The sequence below is a fragment of the Paenirhodobacter huangdaonensis genome (genome assembly GCF_004022465.1).
GTDB classification, from domain to species: Bacteria; Pseudomonadota; Alphaproteobacteria; order Rhodobacterales; family Rhodobacteraceae; genus Rhodobacter; species Rhodobacter huangdaonensis.
This window is the reverse complement of sequence record NZ_SAVA01000008.1, coordinates 80,392-98,198: the sequence shown is the minus strand read 5'-3', so window position 1 is coordinate 98,198 and position 17,807 is coordinate 80,392. Positions and strand designations below refer to the sequence as shown.

The 17,807-nt window shown below is 69.2% G+C and carries 13 protein-coding genes; 2 read left to right on the top strand and 11 right to left on the bottom strand.

What is annotated here, in order from left to right:
* Positions 1-75: 75 nt before the first annotated feature.
* On the top strand, positions 76-1,173 hold the full coding sequence (gene ychF / locus EOW66_RS13980) for a redox-regulated ATPase YchF (protein WP_128156937.1): 1,098 nt from the start codon (positions 76-78) through the stop codon (positions 1,171-1,173).
* A 112-nt stretch (positions 1,174-1,285) separates the two neighbouring features.
* On the opposite strand, the gene EOW66_RS13975 is transcribed toward ychF, so the two are convergent.
* The 3 genes from EOW66_RS13975 to ptsP all read right to left on the bottom strand — a co-directional run bounded on the left by EOW66_RS13975 (position 1,286) and on the right by ptsP (position 6,703).
* Entirely contained in the window at positions 1,286-3,031 is a 1,746-nt protein-coding gene (locus EOW66_RS13975; RefSeq protein WP_128156936.1) for a fructose-specific PTS transporter subunit EIIC, read from the bottom strand.
* A 133-nt stretch (positions 3,032-3,164) separates the two neighbouring features.
* The gene (locus EOW66_RS13970; protein WP_128156935.1) at positions 3,165-4,136 is read right to left on the bottom strand and encodes a 1-phosphofructokinase family hexose kinase; all 972 of its coding nucleotides are present in this window, start codon (positions 4,134-4,136) and stop codon (positions 3,165-3,167) included.
* Complete coding sequence (ptsP, locus tag EOW66_RS13965; RefSeq protein ID WP_128156934.1) at positions 4,133-6,703, bottom strand: phosphoenolpyruvate--protein phosphotransferase; 2,571 nt, start codon at positions 6,701-6,703, stop codon at positions 4,133-4,135. Before ptsP ends, EOW66_RS13970 begins: the two co-directional genes overlap by 4 nt.
* Positions 6,704-6,872: 169 nt before the next feature.
* Between ptsP and EOW66_RS13960 the strand changes: the two genes are divergently transcribed.
* Positions 6,873-7,850, top strand: a complete 978-nt coding sequence (locus tag EOW66_RS13960; protein ID WP_128156933.1) for a LacI family DNA-binding transcriptional regulator — start codon at positions 6,873-6,875, stop codon at positions 7,848-7,850.
* Between the two features lie 100 nt (positions 7,851-7,950).
* Here the strand turns inward: EOW66_RS13960 and argE are convergent, their stop codons facing one another.
* The 8 genes from argE to EOW66_RS13920 form a co-directional block, all read right to left on the bottom strand.
* Complete coding sequence (gene argE, locus EOW66_RS13955) at positions 7,951-9,060, bottom strand: acetylornithine deacetylase (protein WP_128156932.1); 1,110 nt, start codon at positions 9,058-9,060, stop codon at positions 7,951-7,953.
* Positions 9,060-10,706 (bottom strand): amidohydrolase, encoded by a 1,647-nt coding sequence (locus EOW66_RS13950; RefSeq protein WP_128156931.1) that lies wholly within the window; start codon positions 10,704-10,706, stop codon positions 9,060-9,062. The genes argE and EOW66_RS13950 overlap by 1 nt, the downstream gene beginning before the upstream one ends.
* A gap of 54 nt (positions 10,707-10,760) precedes the next feature.
* Positions 10,761-11,780 carry an extracellular solute-binding protein gene (locus EOW66_RS13945; RefSeq protein ID WP_128156930.1) on the bottom strand — a complete coding sequence of 340 codons (1,020 nt, stop codon included), beginning with the start codon at positions 11,778-11,780 and terminating at the stop codon, positions 10,761-10,763.
* Positions 11,781-11,813: 33 nt separating this feature from the next.
* A complete protein-coding gene (locus EOW66_RS13940; protein ID WP_128156929.1) occupies positions 11,814-12,614 on the bottom strand; it encodes an ABC transporter permease in 801 nt (266 codons plus the stop codon).
* The gene (locus tag EOW66_RS13935) at positions 12,611-13,474 is read right to left on the bottom strand and encodes an ABC transporter permease (protein WP_128156928.1); all 864 of its coding nucleotides are present in this window, start codon (positions 13,472-13,474) and stop codon (positions 12,611-12,613) included. The genes EOW66_RS13940 and EOW66_RS13935 overlap by 4 nt, the downstream gene beginning before the upstream one ends.
* Positions 13,471-14,544 carry an ABC transporter ATP-binding protein gene (locus tag EOW66_RS13930; protein ID WP_128156927.1) on the bottom strand — a complete coding sequence of 358 codons (1,074 nt, stop codon included), beginning with the start codon at positions 14,542-14,544 and terminating at the stop codon, positions 13,471-13,473. The genes EOW66_RS13935 and EOW66_RS13930 overlap by 4 nt, the downstream gene beginning before the upstream one ends.
* 61 nt (positions 14,545-14,605) lie before the next feature.
* Positions 14,606-16,669, bottom strand: a complete 2,064-nt coding sequence (locus tag EOW66_RS13925; protein WP_128156926.1) for an oxidoreductase — start codon at positions 16,667-16,669, stop codon at positions 14,606-14,608.
* A gap of 159 nt (positions 16,670-16,828) precedes the next feature.
* Entirely contained in the window at positions 16,829-17,782 is a 954-nt protein-coding gene (locus tag EOW66_RS13920; protein WP_128156925.1) for a LysR substrate-binding domain-containing protein, read from the bottom strand.
* Between the last annotated feature and the right edge of the window lie 25 nt (positions 17,783-17,807).

Sequence of the window (17,807 nt, the reverse complement as noted above, 5' to 3'; positions counted from 1 at the left end):
AAGGGGCGCGGCTTGCCATGCAACGCGCGCCCGCGTAAGAGGCCCGCAACAGCGGATGAGCGAGAGGGCAAGATCATGGGCTTCAAGATGGGGATCGTCGGGCTCCCGAACGTGGGCAAGTCGACGCTGTTCAATGCGCTCACCAAGACCGCCGCGGCGCAGGCGGCAAACTTCCCCTTCTGCACGATCGAGCCGAACGTGGGCGAGGTCGCGGTGCCCGATGCGCGGCTCGAGGCGCTGGCCGCGATCGCCGGCTCGAAGCAGCTCATCCCGACCCGGATGACCTTCGTCGACATCGCGGGCCTGGTGAAGGGCGCCTCGAAGGGCGAAGGCCTTGGCAACCAGTTCCTCGCGAACATCCGCGAGGTCGATGCCATCGCCCATGTGCTGCGCTGCTTCGAGGATGGCGACGTCACCCATGTCGAGGGCCGCGTCGACCCGATCGCCGATGCCGAGACGATCGAGACCGAGCTGATGATCGCCGACCTCGAGAGCCTCGAGAAGCGGCTGGCGAACCTTTCGCGCAAGGTCAACGCCGGCGACAAGCAGGCGAAGGAAGACGCGCGGCTGATGCTGGCCGCGAAGGAGGTCCTCGAGAAGGGCCTGCCCGCGCGCACCGTCAAGATCGTCGAGGACGACCGCAAGGCCTGGAACATGCTGCAGCTGCTGACGGCGAAGCCGGTGCTTTACGTCTGCAACGTCGAGGAGGCACAGGCCGCGAGCGGCAATGCGCTGTCCGAGAAGGTGGCGCAGATGGCGCAGGAACAGGGCGCCGCCTCGGTGGTGATCTCGGCCAAGATCGAGGAAGAGATCAGCCAGCTCGACGACGAGGAAGCGACGATGTTCCTCGAGGAGCTCGGGTTGCACGAGGCCGGCCTCGACCGGCTGATCCGGGCAGGCTATCAGCTCCTCGGCCTCGAGACCTATTTCACCGTCGGTCCGAAGGAGGCCCGCGCCTGGACGATCCGCAAGGGCACGCTTGCGCCGCAGGCGGCAGGCGTCATCCACGGCGATTTCGAGCGCGGCTTCATCCGCGCCGAGACCGTGGCCTATGAGGATTACGTGAAATACAAGGGCGAGACCGGCGCCAAGGAAGCGGGCAAGTTCCGCGTCGAGGGCAAGACCTACGAGGTGCAGGACGGCGACGTTCTGCACTTCCTGTTCAACGCCTGACCCCTTTCGGGCCTGACATCCCGGGGGGCGCAAACGGCGCCGCCCGGACGCCCTGCACGCGATCCGCGCAAGACGCCCGGGCGACCGGGGAGGAACGTTCCGAAGGCCGCGCTCAGGCGGCCTTCAGCTGGGCGGAGGTCCCCGCCGCCGCAAGCCGCGGCTTGACGATCCGCAGCGCGATGACCGAGACCGCCGTGCCCGCCAGCATCGCGATCACGAAGCCCGGCAGGTTGCCCACCGCGTTCGGGATCGGCAGCACAAAGATGCCGCCATGGGGCACCTTGAGCTGAACCCCCATCGCCATGCAGATCGCACCGGCCACCGCCGAGCCCGCGATCAGCGAGGGGATCACCCGGAACGGGTCGCGCGCGGCGAAGGGGATCGCGCCTTCGGTGACGAAGGACAGGCCCAGCACGAAGGCCGCATTGCCCGCCTCGCGTTCCTCGGCGGTGAAGCGGTTGGCGAAGAGCTTGGTCGCGATCGAGAGCGCAAGCGGCGGCGTCATGCCAGCGCACATCACCGCGGCCATCGGCTCGGTCACGTTCGCGGCGATCAGCGTGGTGCCGAAGGCATAGGCCGCCTTGTTGATCGGCCCGCCCATGTCGACCGCCATCATCCCGCCGAGCAGCGCGCCAAGAACCGCGGCCTGCGCACCCTGCATCCCCTGCAGCCAGGCGGTGAGTGCGGCGAGGAGTTCTGCCGTCGGCTTGCCGATGACGTAGAACATCAGAAGGCCGGTGATCGAGACGCCCAGAAGCGGCAGGATCAGCACGGGTTTCAGCCCCTGCAGCGTCTTCGGCAGCTTGATCGCCCGGTTCAGCCACAGCACCGCATAGCCGGCGATGAAGCCCGCAAGGATGCCGCCGATGAAGCCCGCGCCGATCGTGCCGGCGATCACGCCGCCGGTCATGCCGGGCGCGATGCCGGGCCGGTCGGCGATCGAGAAGGCGATATAGCCAGCGAGCGCCGGCACCATCAGCGTGAAGGCCCCCTTCGCGCCGATCTGGAACAGCGTCCAGCCCAGCGTGCCCTGATGCGCGTCGTCATAGACATAGATGCCACCAAGCGCGAAGGCGATGGCGATCAGGATGCCGCCCGCCACGACGAAGGGCAGCATGAAGGAGACGCCGGTCATCAGGTGCTTGTAGACACCGGCCGCCCCACCGGCCTGCGCCGGCGCGGCGCCGCCTTGCGCCTCGGCAGCGGCTGCATCCTGCCCGCCCGACTGCACCGCGGCCTCGGCGATGGCGCGGCGGATCAGCCCGGCGCCGTCGTTGATCGCGGGCTTCGTCTGCGACTGGAACACCCGCTTGCCGGCAAAACGGCCCAGCTCGACCTGCCGGTCGGCAGCGATCACCACCAGATCCGCCGCGGCAATCTCCGCCGCCGTCAGCGCGTCCTCCGAACCGACCGAGCCCTGGGTCTCGACCCGGATCTCGGCGCCGACTTCCTTGGCGCCCTGCTGCAGCCCCTCGGCCGCCATGAAAGTATGCGCGATGCCGGTCGGGCAGGAGGTGATCGCGACGATCTTCAGCCCGGCGCCGGCGCCCGGCGCAGCCGTCGCCCCCGCAAGCCGGGCGAGAACCTCGGCCGGCGCATCGAGCACCTCCTGCAAGGTGGCGCGGACGGTCTGCTTGCCGTCGAAGCGCGGGTCGGGCGCGAGTTCGCCCACCAGCAGCACCTGCGTCGTCGCCGCCACCGTCGCGGCGTCAAGCGGGTCGCTCACGCCCTCGGGCATGTGCAGCTCGACCCTGATCGCGCGGCCAAGCCCGGCCGCGGCCTTCTTCAGCGCCTCTCGCGCCAGCATTCCGTGCGTCGCCAAGGTCTCGGCGCCGATCACGGCCACGATATCGGACATCTGTTCCTCCTGTCCTCCGGTGTCTTCTCCGCCCGGCCCCGCGACGGGACCGGACCTCCCGCATCGGCGCGCCGCCGGCAGGCGGCACCCCCTGTTCTTCCGCCGGGGCTCCCTCCCCGGCCGTCATTCCGGCTCAGCCCTCGGCGAGCCATTCGGCAAGCGGCCGCACCGGCACGGCATTCGCCAGCGACCGCAGCTCGGTGTTCTCGGGCAGATGCGGACCGGCGTTGCGCAGCTTGCCCACCGAAAAGGCGGTGGCACGCTGTGCCAGCCGGTCGAGCGTCAGCCCCTCGGCCAGCCCCGAGACGATCCCCGCCACCATCGCGTCGCCCGCCCCCACGGTCGACCCGTGCGACAGCGCGACCGGGGCCGCATGCACGGCCGCCTCGCGGCCGACGAAGATCGCCCCCCCGGTGCCAAGCGAGACGACGACCAGCGCAATGCCGCGCTCCAGAAGCCCCTGCGCCGCGACGACCAGATCGGCCCGCCGGCCGAGCGGCCGGCCAAGGCACTCCTCGAGCTCGTGCCGGTTCGGCTTGATCGCGAAGGGGGCGGCATCGGCGGGCAGCGCCAGTGCCGCGCGCAGCGGCGCCCCCGAGACATCAAGCATCACCCGCGCGCCGCGCCGCGCCAGCCCGCCCGCCAGCCGCGCCGAGGCGTCGTCCTCAAGCCCCGGCGGCTGGCTGCCCGAGATCGCGACAAGCGCGCCATCGCCCACCTGCGCAAGGCTCTCGGCCACCGCCGCCAGATCGCGCGCCGAGGCGGAAAAGCCCGGCAGGTTGACGTCGGTGGTGCGCCCGCCCTCTTCCAGCAGCTTGATATTGGTGCGCGTGGGTTCCGCGAGCCGCACCATGCGGTCGGCGATCCCCTTCGACGCGAACAGCTTCTCGAAGCGCGCGGCGTTCTCGGCACCAAGCAGGCCGTGGATCGCGACCCGCGCGCCCCAGTCGGCCAGACAGGAGGCGACATTCACCCCCTTGCCGCCCGGGTCATGGCGGGCCGAGCGCGCGCGGGCGACCTCGCCCGGCACCAGCCGCGCAAGCCCCACGGTCAGGTCGATCGCCGGATTGAGGCAAAGCGTGTGGATCTCGGCGCCCGTGCTCATGACACCGCCTCCGCCGGCTCCGGCTGCAGCGCCGGGTCGAGGGCGAGCGCACGCACCTGATCGGCGTCGGTCATTGCCAGCGCCCGTTCGGCCAGCGCCTGCAGCGCGGGCATCGCCGCACCGCGCAGCCGTGCCTTCACCGCCGGAATGTCGCGCGGCGTCATCGACAGCTCGTCGACGCCAAGCCCCGCGAGCAGCCCCGCCCCGAAGGGATCGCCCGCAATGCCGCCGCAGACGCCGACCCAGCGGCCATGCGCATGCGCGCCCTTCACCGTCGCCGCGATCAGCGCCAGCACTGCGGGGTGCAGGCTGTCCGCCTCGGGCGCAAGCACCGGGTTCTGCCGGTCGATCGCCAGCGTGTATTGCGTCAGGTCATTGGTGCCGATCGAGAAGAAATCGGCGTGCCGAGCGAGGCGATCGGCCAGCAGCGCCGCCGAGGGCACCTCGATCATGATGCCAAGCGGGATCTCGGGCGCCTTCATCTCGGCGCGGATCCGCCCCGCGGTCTCGCGCAGCGCGATCAGTTCGGGCTCCGAGGTGATCATCGGGAACATCACCGAGATCCGGGCACCGTCGCGCGCGGCGCGGTAGAGCGCGCGCAGCTGCGGCACCAGCAGTTCCGGCCGGCGCAGCAGAAGCCGCGCGCCGCGCACGCCGAGGAACGGGTTCTCCTCGCGCGGCAGGTCGAGATAGGAGACCTGCTTGTCGCCGCCGATGTCGAGCGCGCGGATCACCAGCGGCCGGTCGCCCATCGCCTCGGCCATCGCGCGATAGGCCTGATACTGGTCTTCCTCGGTCGGGCTTTCGGCGCGTTCGAGGAACAGGAACTCGGTGCGCATCAGCCCGACACCCTCGGCCCCTTGCGCCAGCGCGAAGGGGGCCTGCTCGGCGAGGTTGATGTTCGCGCCGATCTCGACGCGGTGGCCGTCGGTGGTGGCAGCGGGCAGCGCGCGGGCGGCGGCATCGTGTTCGCGCCGCCCCTCCTCGGCTGCGATCCAGGCGCGGGCCGAGGCGAGATCCGCCTCGGACGGGTCGAGATAGAGCCGCCCGCCGGTGCCGTCGACGATCGCCTGCATGTCGTCGGCGAGCCGTGCCAGCGCTGCGCCCGCACCGACCACCGCCGGCAGGCCGAGCGTGCGTGCAAGGATCGCGCTGTGCGAGGTCGGACCGCCCTGCGCGGTGACAAGGCCGCGCACCCGCGCGGGATCGAGCCCGGCCGTATCGGTGGGCGTCAGGTCGTCGGCGATCAGGATCGTGCCTTCGGGCAGCTCGGCCGGGGTCGGGCGCGCCAGCACCGGGTCGATCAGGGCGAGCACCCGCTGCCCCACGTCGCGCAGATCGGCGGCGCGGCCGGCGAGGATCGCATTGCCCGAGCGGCGCATCGGCTCGGCCGCCTCCTCGATCGCGCGGTTCCACGACCAGGCAAGGCCATGGCCGTCGACCAGGGATTGCGAGGCATGGATCACCAGCGCCGGGTCGCCCAGCAGCTCGGCCTGAGCGCGGAAGATGCCGGCATCGGCCTCGCCCAGACGGCGGGCGGTGTCATCGGCCAGCGCGCGCAGCTGTTCGCGCGCCCGGGCCAGCGCCGCGTGCAGCCGGTCGGCGGCACGGGCCAGATCCTCGGGCTTGCCGGGCGCAGCATCGGGGATCTCGGTCGGCCCGGTCTCGAGCCGGTGCAGCCGCCCGATCGCCAGACCCGGCGCGGCCGACACCCCCTCGATCACCCGCGGGTCGTCGACATCGGGGGCGTGAACCGGCTGCCAGCCGCCCGCCGCCTGCGCCGCGGCCCGCTTCGCCTCGGCCTGCGCCGCCTGCGCCTTTTCCCGCGCCGACAGGCCCGAGACGACGATGCGCAGGGTCGACAGCGCATCGGCCGCATCCGGCCCCTCGGCCGAGAAGGTCAGCACGTCGCCCGCCTTCAGCCCAAGCTGCAGCAGCGACAGCATGGTGCCCGCATCGGCCGCCTCGGCGCCATGGCGCACGCGGATACGCGCGGAAAAGCGCCGCGCGGTCTCGGCCCATTCGGTCGCCGGGCGCGCATGCAGCCCCGAGGGGTAGTCGAGCACCCAGTCGAAGCTCTGTCCGAGATCGGTCGCCGGGGCGGCGGCCGCGGCCGTGCCCTCGTCGCCCGCGAGCGCCGCGATGATCTCGGCCGCATCCTCGGTGCGGCACAGCCGCTCGAGCCGCGGCACGTCCTGCATCAGCCGGGTGAGGCGGCGCAGGATGCCGATATGCGCGTCAGACCGCGCCGCGATCGCCACCACGAGCTGCGCCGTCTGCCCCTCGTTCCAGCGCACGCCGTCGCGGACCTGCAGCACCGCGATGCCGTCGCGCTGAATCAGATCGCGTTCGTCAAGCATGCCGTGCGGGATCGCGATGCCGCGGCCAAGGAAGGTGTCGGCCGCCGCCTCGCGCTTGGCCATGCTGGCCTCGAAGCCGGGCCGCGTGCAACCCGCCGCCGCCAAGAGCGCCGCCGCCTGACGCAGCGCATCGGCCTTGTCAGCGACCTTCGCATCAAGCCGGATCAATTCGCGGGGCAACAGCCCCGGATCATTGGAAAGGGACATTGGCGCTCCTCCAGCCTCTGTATGCCGCGAGAATAGCATAATCGTGGGAACGTTCCCACAAAATTTTCCGCTGCAGCTGCAAAGTGCCCGGAGAGATCGCCATATCGTTGCGAAACCCATTGAAACGCGATATCTTTCCTTTTGCCGAAACTGGAAACGTTTGCAGAAAATGAGCGTCAGCATCAAGGATGTCGCGCGGGCCGCGGGGGTTTCGACCTCGACGGTCTCGCGCGCGCTTGGCAAGGGGCCGGTCAGCGCCGAGGTGCTGCGCCGGGTCGAATCGGCGGTCGCCGCCACCGGCTACCGGCCCAACCTCGCGGCCCGGCAACTGCGCTCGCAACGCTCGATGGCGGTGGGGCTGATCGTCGCCGACATCCGCAACCCGTTCTTCACCCAGCTCAGCCGGGCGGTCGAGGACGCGGCTTACGCCGCCGGCATGCGGGTGCTGCTGTGCAACACCGACGAGGACCCGGCGCGCGAGGCGATGTATCTCGAACTGATGGCCGAGGAGCGCGTGAGCGGGCTGATCATGACCCCGACGCGCCATCTCTCGCCCGCCGTGCTGGCGCGCGTGGGCCGGCCGGTGGTGCTGGTCGACCGCGCCATGCCGGAAACCGATTTCGACAGCATCGTGCTCGACAATGCCCGTGCCTCGGCCGAGCTGGTCGATCATCTCGTCGCCTCGGGGCGGCGGCGGATCGCGGGACTGTTCGGCTCGACCTCCGCCACCGGGATGGAGCGCCGCGCCGAGGTCGAGGCGGCGCTCGAACGGCACGGTCTGCCGGCGCGCAGCGCGCTTTCGCTGCCGAGCTTCGATGCCGGCCACGCCGCGCTTGCGGAACTGCTCGAACGCGACATGCCCGATGCGCTGATCCTGTCGAACGGCCTGTTCGTGCGCGCTGCGCTGAAACTGTGCCACGAGCGCCGGATCCCGATCCCCGGCCGGCTGGCAATCGCGGGCTTCGACGACGAGGTCTGGACCGACCTCGTCGATCCCGGCATCACCGTGATCCGCCAGCCGGTCGAGGAGTTCGGCCGCGAGGCGATGCAGACCCTGCTCGCCCGGATCGGCGCGGCGAAGATGCGGCCGCGGCGGATCGTGCTGGCGGGCGAGCTGATCGTGCGCGGCTCGACGGCACCGGTCTGAGAGGCGGACCGCCCGCAGGCAGCGCGCAGAAGGTTCCGGGAAGTGGCGGGGCAGCCCCGACGAAGATGGGCCCGATCAGGCCGTCACGCCCCTTAGACGATCACACGCCCCCCCGCGTCATGCGGGCCAGAACCCCGGCGCAGAGCGCAAGCTCGCTGCGCGCGATCGACTCGTCGGGCTGGTGGCCGTCGTCCATCGTGCCCGGCCCGCACACGACCGTAGGCAGGCCGAGCGCCGCGAAGAAGCCCGCCTCGGTGCCGTAGGAAACCTTCACCGGCGCGGCCGCGGGCAGAAGCGCGGCAAACCGCGCGATCGCCGGCACGGCAGGGTCGGTGTCGAGCCCGGGATAGGCGCCGGTCTGGGCGATCTCGATGCCCGCGGGCAGGCCGGCGGTGATGCGCGACAGGATCTGGCCGGCGCTTTCGGCGGCAAGATGGCGGATCTCGAAATCGACCTCGGCCTCATCGGGCACGATGTTCAGCGCGACGCCGCCGTGCAGGAGGCCGGCGTGGACGGTCGAACAGGGCACGTCATAGGCCGCATCCTGCGCGCCCTCGCGCAGCAGCCGCGCCTGTTCGGCCCGGAGCGCGCCGATCAGGTCGGCCGCCAGATGCAGCGCATTGGTGAAGCGCGGCGCCATCGCGGAATGGCCCGCCTCGCCATGGCAGGTGGCGCGGTAGCTTGCCTTGCCCTTGTGGCCAAGGCCGAGCCGCATCGAGGTCGGCTCGCCCACGATGCACAGATCGGGCCGGCCGAGGGTGGGGATCACCCGGTCGATCATCTGCGGGATGCCACGGCAGCCGAGCTCCTCGTCCCAGCTCAGCGCGATCATCACCGGATGCGCGGGGGGCGCCGCGCGCAGCGTCTCGGCCAGGGCGAGGACACAGGCGATGAAGCCCTTCATGTCGGTGGTGCCGCGGCCGTGCAGGCGATCGCCACGGCGGGTCAGCGCGAAGGGCTCGACACTCCAGCGCTGGCCCTCGACCGGGACGACATCGGTATGGGCCGAGAACAGCGTGCCGCCCTCGCCCGCGCCGAAACGGGCAAGCAGCCCGGCTTTCGGTGCGTCCTGTGCCGCGATCCGGGTCACGGTGAAGCCCGCGCCCTGCAGGACGGCCTCGACCCAGTCGATCAGCGCAAGGTTCGAGCGCGCCGAGACGGTCGGAAAGGCGACAAGCGTGGCGAGGATCTCCTCGATCCGGGCCAGCATCAGAGCGCCGCCTCATGCACGATCTCGCCCGCGCAGATCGTCAGCGCGGCACGGCAGGCGCCGGCATCCTCGCGCAGCGCGCGCGGATCGCCGTCGAGAAGGACGAGATCCGCCGCCATCCCGGGCGCGAGCCGGCCGCGGCCCTCCTCGGCGAAAAGCGCCCGCGCGCCGCCCGTGGTATAGGCTTCGATCACCGCCTCGAAGGGCAGGCGCTGGTCGGGCACATCCTCGGCCCAGGGGGTCCGGGACAGCGCCGCGTGAATCGCGTTGAAGGGTGACAGCGGCGCCGTCGGCCAGTCGGTGCCGAAGGCGATCGGCACGCCCGCCCCGGCGAGCGCGGCCCAGGGGAAGGTGTCGCGCCAGCGGTCGCGCCCCATGATCGAGACGGTGGGCTCGAGCGGCAGCCCGCTCGAGCCCGGCGGGTGCACCGGCTGCATCGAGGCGATCACACCGAGGTCGCGCAACCGCGGCAGGTCATCGGGGTGCAGCATGTCGATATGCTCGATCCGGTGGCGGGCATCGCGCGGCCCGTTCGCCGCGCGCGCCGCGGCATAGCCGTCAAGCGCCAGGCGCACCGCCGCATCCCCCACGCAATGCACTTGGATCTGCAGCCCGCGCGCATCGGCCGCGACGCACAGCGCGCTGTAGCGCTCGGGGGTGAAGAGCGGTTCCGACCGGAACCCCGGCCGGCCCGGGTAATCGTCGGTGCGATAGGCGGTCCAGGTATCGAAGACGCCATCGAGGAACATCTTGATCCGGCCGAAGCCGAGCTTGCCCTGCGCCGGCCGCGTCGCCGCCTCGATCAGCTCGGCGATGCGGGCGTCGTCATGGGCGGGCGAGAGCCGCATCGCGGTCGAGACGCGGATCGGCAGCGCGCCCTCGGCCTCCATCTCGGTGAGCAGATCGGCCAGATAGAGGTTGCCGTCCATGTTGACCGCGGTGGTGATGCCATGGGCGGCGCAGGCGGCCAGCGCGGCGGCAAGCGTCGCCTTGTCGGCCGCGCGATCCGCGGGGGAGACGGTCCCGGGTTCGTCGCCGGCGATCACCAGCCCCTCGCGCCCGCCGGAGGTCGAAAGGCGCTGCACCAGCGCGATTGCCGCCCCCTCGCGCAGCTCGCCATTGGGCTTGCCATCGGGGCCGAGCACGACCTCGGCATTCTCGACCTCGGGCACGCAGGTCATCAGACCCGCCGCCGCCAGCGCCGCGGTGTTGGCCCAGGCACCATGGCCATCGACCGCGATCATCAGCAGCGGGCGCTCCGGGCAGAGCCGGTCCAGCGCGTGACGATCGGGGCGCGTGCCGGGGCCCAGCACCTCGTAATTCGCCGAATAGGCGACAAGCAGCGCCACCGCGGGGGTTTCGGCCGCGAAACCGGCAATCGCCTGCGCCGCGGCCTCCGCCCCCTCGATGCCCAGCAGGTTCAGCTGCGACAGCGTCGCGCCGCCCCAGAACAGGTGCAGGTGGCTCTCGCAGAACCCCGGCGCGATCCGCCGCCCGCCGGCCGCGATCCGCCGCGCGGGCGGCGGGGCGTCGGGCATCGTGCCGGGGGCGCCGATCCAGGCAATGCAGCCGCCTTCGAGGCGCAGGGAAACCGGCGCATCGGTGAAGATGTCGCGCGCGTCATGGATCTCGATCGTCGGGGTCATTTCTTCTCTCTCCGGGAAACGCGTCCGGCCGGCCCGGGGCCGACCGGAAGAAGATCATTGCAGCAGGTCGGTCCAGACCTTGGTCACCAGATCCTGCGCAGCAGGCGAGCAGGCCTTCGAGAAGGTCACCGGCACCGTCGGGAACAGCTCGGGCGCGGTCTCGGGCGTGTATTTCGCCTTCGCCGGGTCCAGCTTCACCGGCGAGGAATGCGCATAATGGTTCGCCTGGATCGTCGCGTTCTCGGTTTCCGACATGAAGTTGATGAAGGCCTTGGCGTTTTCGACATTGGCCGCGCCCTTCGGCACGACGAAGCTGTCGAGCCAGCCGACAAGCCCTTCCTTCGGCATCGCATATTCGACGTTGATGCCGCTGGTCCGGGTTTTCAGCTCTTCGCCGTCCCACCAGAAATGCGCCGCCACCTCGCCCGCCCCCAGGCTGTTTTCGATATTGTCGGAAGTGTAGGTCGCGACGAAGGGCTTTTGCCCCTTCAGCAGGTCATAGACCTTCTTCATCTCGGCCTTGTCCTCGGTGCAGAACTCGATACCGAGATAAAGCTCGGCCGCCCCCACCACCTCATCGGGATAGCCGAGCATGCCGATCTTGCCCTGCAGGTCGGCGTCCGGCTCGAAGATCACCTTCCAGCTGTCGATGGGCCCCTTGTAGAGGTCACGGTTCACCGCGAAGCCCGCGGTGCCATAGGCAAGCGGGATCGAGTATTCGCTGGTCGGGTCCCACCACTGGTTCTTCCACTTGTCGTCGACCTGGGCGAAGGCGGGCATGTCCTTCGCGTCGATGTCCTCGAGCAGGCCCTGATCGATCATGATCTTCACGAAGTGCTGCGAGGGGGTGACGACGTCATAGCCCGACGAACCGGCCTGCAGCTTGGTCAGCGCGTCTTCGTTCGAGTTGAAGCCGTCGACATTCACGGTGATGCCGGTCTGCGCCTCGAACTTCTTGATCAGATCGGGGGAGATCGAGTCGGACCAAGTGTAGAGGTTGAGCGTGCCGCCCGCGAAAGCCGGCAGCGCCAGCACGAGGCCGAGCGCGGCGCCGAGGATCAGTTTCGTTTTCATGGGTCTCTCCTGTTGGGTCGTTTCTTCTGGCGGTCAGCCGCGCCGCATCGCCCGCGCCGAAAGGGCAAGGGCCAGCGTCGCGATGATGAGGGAGGCGAGGATCAGAAGGGTCGAGATCGCGTTGAGCTGGGGCGTTGCGCCCTTCTTGATCAGGCTGAAGATGTAGATCGGCAGCGTCGTGGTGCCGCCGGTATTGAGCATGTTCGAGGTGATGAAATCGTCCATCGAGATCACGAAGGCGAGCATCGCCCCGGCAAAGACGCCGGGCAGGATCAGCGGCAGCGTGACCCGGCGAAAGGCGGTGAAGGGCGCGGCGTAAAGATCCTGCGCCGCCTCCTCGTAATCCGCGCTCATCCCGGAAAGCCGGGCACGGATCGGCAGGAAGGCGAAGGGCGTGCAGAAGGCCGAATGCGCCACGATCAGCCGCGCCATCCCGTTGGTGAAGCCGATCTGCGAGAACAGGATCAGCGAGGCGACGGCGACGACGATCTCGGGCAAGAGCAGCGGCAGGTTCACCACCGTTTCGGACAGGCGGCGGAATTTCAGGTCGGCATGGCGGGTCAGCACCATCGCGGCCGAAAGCGCGATGAGCGTCGCCACCACCGTCGCCGTCAGCGCCACGATGAGCGAGACCCGCAGCGCATCGAGCAGCGCGTCGTTTTCCAGCGCCGCGACATACCATTTCGTCGAGAACCCGCTCCAGACCGAGACGAGGCGGCTCTCGTTGAAGGAAAACCAGATCACCACCGCGATCGGGGCATAAAGCCACAGGAAGAAGACCCAGGTGACCAGCCCCGCACCGGGGTAGCGGCGAACGTCGTGCGGCGTGCTCATGCCCGGGCCTCCTTGCGCATCGCGCGCCGCGCATTGGCGATCAGCACCAGCACCACCAGCGCCATCAGCACCAGCGCCACCGCCGCGCCGAAGGGCCAGTTGCGCGCGCCACCGAATTGCGACTGGATCAGCGTGCCCATCATCATCTGCTTGCCCCCGCCCAAGAGCATCGGCTCGAGCACGGTGCCAAGCGCCGGCACGAAGACGAGGATCGCGCCCGCCGAAAGCCCCGGCCAGGTGAGCGGCAGGATCACCCGGCGCGCCGTCGTCCAGCGGCTGGCGTAAAGATCGGCGCCCGCCTCGAGCAGCGCCGGATCGAGCTTCTCGATCGCGGCGAAGACCGGCAGCACCATCAGCGGGATATAGCTGTAGACCATGCCCACCAGCATCGCGCCCGAGGTGAAGAGCAGCGTCCCCTCGCCACCGAGCGCCGCCCAGGCCCGGCCGACGACCCCGTCAGTGCCGAGAATGATGAGCCAGGCATAGACCCGCACGATCATCGACACCCAGAACGGCAAGGTGACGAGGTAGATCAGCGCCGCCTTCATCCGCGGCGTGCGGGTGGCGATGACATAGGCGACGGGCAGGGCGAGGGCCATGCAGATCGCCGTGGTCGCGGCGGCCAGCGCCAGCGTGCGGCCGATGATCGCCAGATATTTCGGATCGAAGACGAGGTTGCCGTCCCAGTCCTCGGAGAACAGGATCTCCTTGTAGGGCTCGAACGTGAAGGCCCAGGCAAAGCCGCCATAGGCGCCGCGCTCGGCCACCGAGACGAGGGCGACGATGCAAAGCGGCACCAGGAGCGTCGCCAGCATCAGCGCCCAGGCGGGCACCAGGCCCCAGAAGCGGAACCCCCTCATTGCGCCAGCACCCGCGCGCTGTCGTCGCGAAAGCCAAGGCGCACCTCGCGGCCGATCTCGTAGCTTTGCGCCTGGCTCACCGCGTTGCGCCGCGACACCCGCAGCGTGCCCGCCGGTGTGTCGACGGTGTAATGGGTATAGCCGCCCATGTAGTTCTTGGCGGTGACGGTGCCGGTGAGCAGGTTGCCCGCCGCCTGATCCTCCATCCCGATCTTCTCGGGGCGCAGCGACAGCGTCGCCTTGCCCGGCCCGCTCACGCCCTTCTGCAAGGTGGTGATCTCGAAGCCGAAGGCGGTGCGCACGCGCGCGCGCGGCCCCTCGAGCGCGATCACCTCGGCGGCCAGGAAATTCGTCTCGCCGATGAAATCGGCGACGAAGCGGTTTTCCGGTTCCTCGTAGATCTCGGAGGGCGTGCCGATCTGCTGGATCCGGCCGCGGCCGAGCACGCAGATCCGGTCGGACATGTCGAGCGCCTCGTCCTGATCATGGGTGACGAAGATGAAGGTGATGCCGGTCATCCGCTGCAGCGCGCGCAGCTCGTCGCGCATCGCCTGCCGCAGCTTGAGGTCAAGCGCCGAAAGCGGCTCGTCGAGCAGCAGCACCTTCGGTTCCGGTGCGAGTGCACGGGCAAGCGCGATGCGCTGGCGCTGCCCGCCCGAAAGCTGGGCCGGGCGGCGCCGCGCGAAGGGCGTCATATGCACCATCTCGAGCATCTCGGCCACCCGCGCCTGCCGCCGCGCCTTGTCCCAGCCGAGGTTCTCGAGCCCGAAGGCGATGTTCTGCTCGAGCGTCATGTGCGGAAACAGCGCATAGCTCTGGAACACCGTGTTCACATGGCGCTTGTGCGGCGGCAGCGTCGCGATTTCGGTGCCGAACAGGCTGATCGCCCCCTCGCTCGGGGTCTCGAAGCCGGCGATCATCCGCAACAGCGTGGTCTTGCCGCAGCCCGAGGGGCCAAGGAGCGTGAAGAACTCGTTCTCGTGGATCGTGAAGCTGACCTGATCGAGGGCCAGATAATCGCCGAAGCGCTTGGTGACGTTGAAGACTTCGACCGCTTTTCCGCGTGTCATGGCTGAGCTCCCTGTTGCTCTTCGGGGCCGGCGCCGCCCTCCCCTTCGGCGCCGGATGCATTCATGCGAGTTGCGTGACCTCGCGGCGGAACGGCAGCGCGTCACCGATATCGGGCTGATCGAGCTCGCGCGCATAGCGATGCCCGGCATAGGTCGCCCAGGCGATCGGACCGGGCGCACAGGCGTCGCCGATCACCTTGACCGAGCGGATGCCGGCATCGGCCCAGTCGCCCTGCCGCGCCATCAGATCGTGATAGAGCGCATCGTCCGAGACCCGCGAGGCGACCATCACCACCGCGTCGCAGCCAAGCCGCATGGTCGCGCCGGTATAGACGCATTCGGTCTCGACGCCCTCCGCATGCAGTGCCGCGATGCCGGTGTTGAGGGTGATCGTCACGCCGTTCTCCACCAGCCGGCGATGGATCGCGCCCTGTTCGAGCGTGTTCAGCGTCCAGTCCGAGACATAGGCCGAGGGGGTGACGAGGGTGACGGTGCAGCCGGCCTTGGCCAGCAGTTCGGCCATCACGCCGCCCATGTAATAATGGTCATCATCGAAGACGACGACCGCGCCCTTCGGCAGCCGGCCGGCCATGATGTCATCGGGGGTGAAGACCGGCATCACCGGATCGGCGGGCATCGGCACGACATGCTGACGCGCGACGCCATCGGCGCGCCAATGCGCCCCCGTGGCGATGCAGACATTCTCGAAGCCGAAATCGAGGATTTCCTGCGCGCTGAGGCGACTGTCGAAATAGGTTTCGACATTCGGGCGCTGGCCCAGCTGATAGGCGCGGTAATCCGCGACGCGGCCCCAGGCCGACAGCCCCGGCAGCTTGCGCTCGCGCGCGACGCGGCCGCCAAGCTCGGTGCCGGCCTCGGCCAAGGCCACGTCATAGCCGCGCAAACTCAGCGCACGGGCGGCCTCGAGACCCGCCGGCCCCGCGCCGACGATCAGCACATTCGTGCTGTCGCCCTTCGGGTTCATCTTCTCCGGGTGCCAGCCCTTGCGCCACTCTTCCATGAAGGTCGGGTTCTGCGTGCAGCGGCTGATGCTCATCGTCATGTCGCCGGTGATGCAGATGTTGCAGCCGATGCACTCGCGGATGTCCTCGATCCGGCCTTCCTCGATCTTCTTCGGCAGGAACGGATCGGCGATCGAGGGGCGCGCGCAGCCGATGAAATCGAGCACGCCCTGCCGCACCAGCCGCGCCATCACATCGGGCGAGGTGAAGCGGCCGACGCCGACGACGGGCTTCGTGGTGAGATCGCGGATGCCGCTCACCAGCACCTCCTGCGCCGCCTCTTCCTTGAAGCGCGAGGGGCCCGAGCAATCCTCCCACGTCCCCTGCGCGAGATCCCACAGGTCGGGCAGATCGGCGTTCATCTCGATGAATTCGCGCAGCTCGGCGTTCGAGAAGCCAAGCGCGCCGATGTGCTCGTCAAGGCTCACCCGCAGGGTCAGGCCCATGGTGTCGCCGACCGCGTCGCGCATGTCGGCGATCACCTCGTTGACGAACCGCGCCCGGTTTTCGAGCGAGCCGCCGTATTCGTCCGAGCGCTGGTTCGTCGCGCGGGACAGGAAATGCTGGAAGATGCCGAATCCATGCGCGCCGTAGAGGCAAATGAGGTCAAAGCCCGCGAGTTTCGAGCGTTTCGCCGCATTCACGAACCAGCGGCGCAGGTTCTTGATATCGGTCTTGTCCATCGCGCGCGCCTGCACCGGGTCATTGGTGAAGGTGCGAATGGGCAGCGCCGAAGGGGCGAGCGGCACTTCCTTGGTATAGAGGTTCGGCCCGTTGATGCCGGAATAGGCAAGCTGGATACCGGCGAGCGCGCCGCGCGTCTTCATCGCCTCCGACATGCGATTGAGCGCCGGAATATCGGCATCGTCCCACAGCCGCAGCTCGATGAACGGGGTGATTTCCGAGGTGTGGTGCATCTCGGTCTGCTCGGTGAAGATCACGCCCCAGCCGCCCTCGGCCTTGATCCCGCGCATCGCGGCGGCGGCAGAGGGGTCGCGATAGCCGCCGCCATTGCAATGCGGAACCTGATAGAAGCGGTTCTTCGCGGTGAGCGGCCCGATCTTCGCGGGCTCGAACAGGATGTCATAGGCTGGGTTTCGCAACGTCGTCTCCTTGTCGGCCGCAGGTCTGGCCGGGATGAGAGGACGATCTGGCGCGGCGGCGCCCAAGTAAATTACACCTTGCGGAAGCCTGACTTAGGCTGCGCCTAATCACTTAATTCGGCGGCGAAGTGCGCGCATAATGTGCAGTTGGCGAACGCGTCAGAAGTCGCGCCGCACGCCCTTTGCCTGCACCTGCAGCCCCGGCGCGCGCAAGGGCGTGATCTCGGCGCGGGCATGGTCGATGAAAGCGCGCACGCTGCGTGAATTCTGCGCCCCCTCGCTCATCATCAGACCGAGCTTGAGCGTGCGCACCGGCCCGGTCAGCGGGATGAAGCGCAGGCGCCGCCCGTCCGGAGCCAGTTCGGAGATTGGGCGCACATTCGCCAGGCCATAGCCGAAGCCGTTCGCCACCATCGAGCGCATCACCGCGATGTCGCGCGTGCGTTCCGCAATCATCGGGGTGATGCCAAGCGCGGTGAAGAAGGACAGGAAATAGTCCGAGCTCATCGGCAGATCGAGCAGCACCATCGGATAGTCGGACAGCTCGGCCGGCGACACCGCCTCGAGATGGGCGAGCTCATGCGTCTCGTGCAAAAGCGCAAAGGGCGGCAGCCCGATCAGCGGCACGAAGTCGAGATCGGGCGGCACGTTCAGGTCATAGGTCAGCGCGATGTCGAGACGCGCCGAGCGCAATGCGTCGAACAGCTCCTGCTGGTCGCGCTCGAACTGGTGGAACTCGACCTCGGGGTAGGTGTCGACGAAGCTGCGGCGCAGCTGCGGCAGCACGATCTGCGCGAAGGACACGAGGCAGCCGATGTTCAGCGGCCCGCGCACCTTGCCGGTGATGTCATTCGCCAGCCCGTTCAGCGCGCCCGCCTTTTCCAGCACTTCGCGGGCAAGGTCCATGAAGCGCGCGCCGCCCTGCGTCAGCGACAGCCCATGCGCGTGACGGCGGATGAAGAGCTGCAGCCCGAATTCCGCCTCGAGCTGCGAGATCGCCGAAGAGATCGACGGCGAGGAGACATTCACCTTCTCGGCGGCGAGCGCGATCGAGCCGCACTCGCCCACGGCGACGAAATATTCAAGCTGTCGCAGCGTGATACGTAAGGGCACGGCTTATCCCCGGCTGTCTTATGTC

Excerpts from the sequence above, each read along its gene's own strand:
- EOW66_RS13930 (WP_128156927.1), bottom strand. The coding sequence starts at position 14,544 with ATGACACGCGGAAAAGCGGTCGAAGTCTTCAACGTCACCAAGCGCTTC.
- EOW66_RS13950 (WP_128156931.1), bottom strand. The coding sequence starts at position 10,706 with ATGACCCCGACGATCGAGATCCATGACGCGCGCGACATCTTCACCGAT.
- argE (WP_128156932.1), bottom strand. The coding sequence starts at position 9,060 with ATGCTGGCCCGGATCGAGGAGATCCTCGCCACGCTTGTCGCCTTTCCG.
- EOW66_RS13935 (WP_128156928.1), bottom strand. The coding sequence starts at position 13,474 with ATGAGGGGGTTCCGCTTCTGGGGCCTGGTGCCCGCCTGGGCGCTGATG.
- EOW66_RS13975 (WP_128156936.1), bottom strand. The coding sequence starts at position 3,031 with ATGTCCGATATCGTGGCCGTGATCGGCGCCGAGACCTTGGCGACGCAC.
- EOW66_RS13970 (WP_128156935.1), bottom strand. The coding sequence starts at position 4,136 with ATGAGCACGGGCGCCGAGATCCACACGCTTTGCCTCAATCCGGCGATC.
- ychF (WP_128156937.1), top strand. The coding sequence starts at position 76 with ATGGGCTTCAAGATGGGGATCGTCGGGCTCCCGAACGTGGGCAAGTCG.
- EOW66_RS13945 (WP_128156930.1), bottom strand. The coding sequence starts at position 11,780 with ATGAAAACGAAACTGATCCTCGGCGCCGCGCTCGGCCTCGTGCTGGCG.
- ptsP (WP_128156934.1), bottom strand. The coding sequence starts at position 6,703 with ATGTCCCTTTCCAATGATCCGGGGCTGTTGCCCCGCGAATTGATCCGG.
- EOW66_RS13960 (WP_128156933.1), top strand. The coding sequence starts at position 6,873 with ATGAGCGTCAGCATCAAGGATGTCGCGCGGGCCGCGGGGGTTTCGACC.
- EOW66_RS13940 (WP_128156929.1), bottom strand. The coding sequence starts at position 12,614 with ATGAGCACGCCGCACGACGTTCGCCGCTACCCCGGTGCGGGGCTGGTC.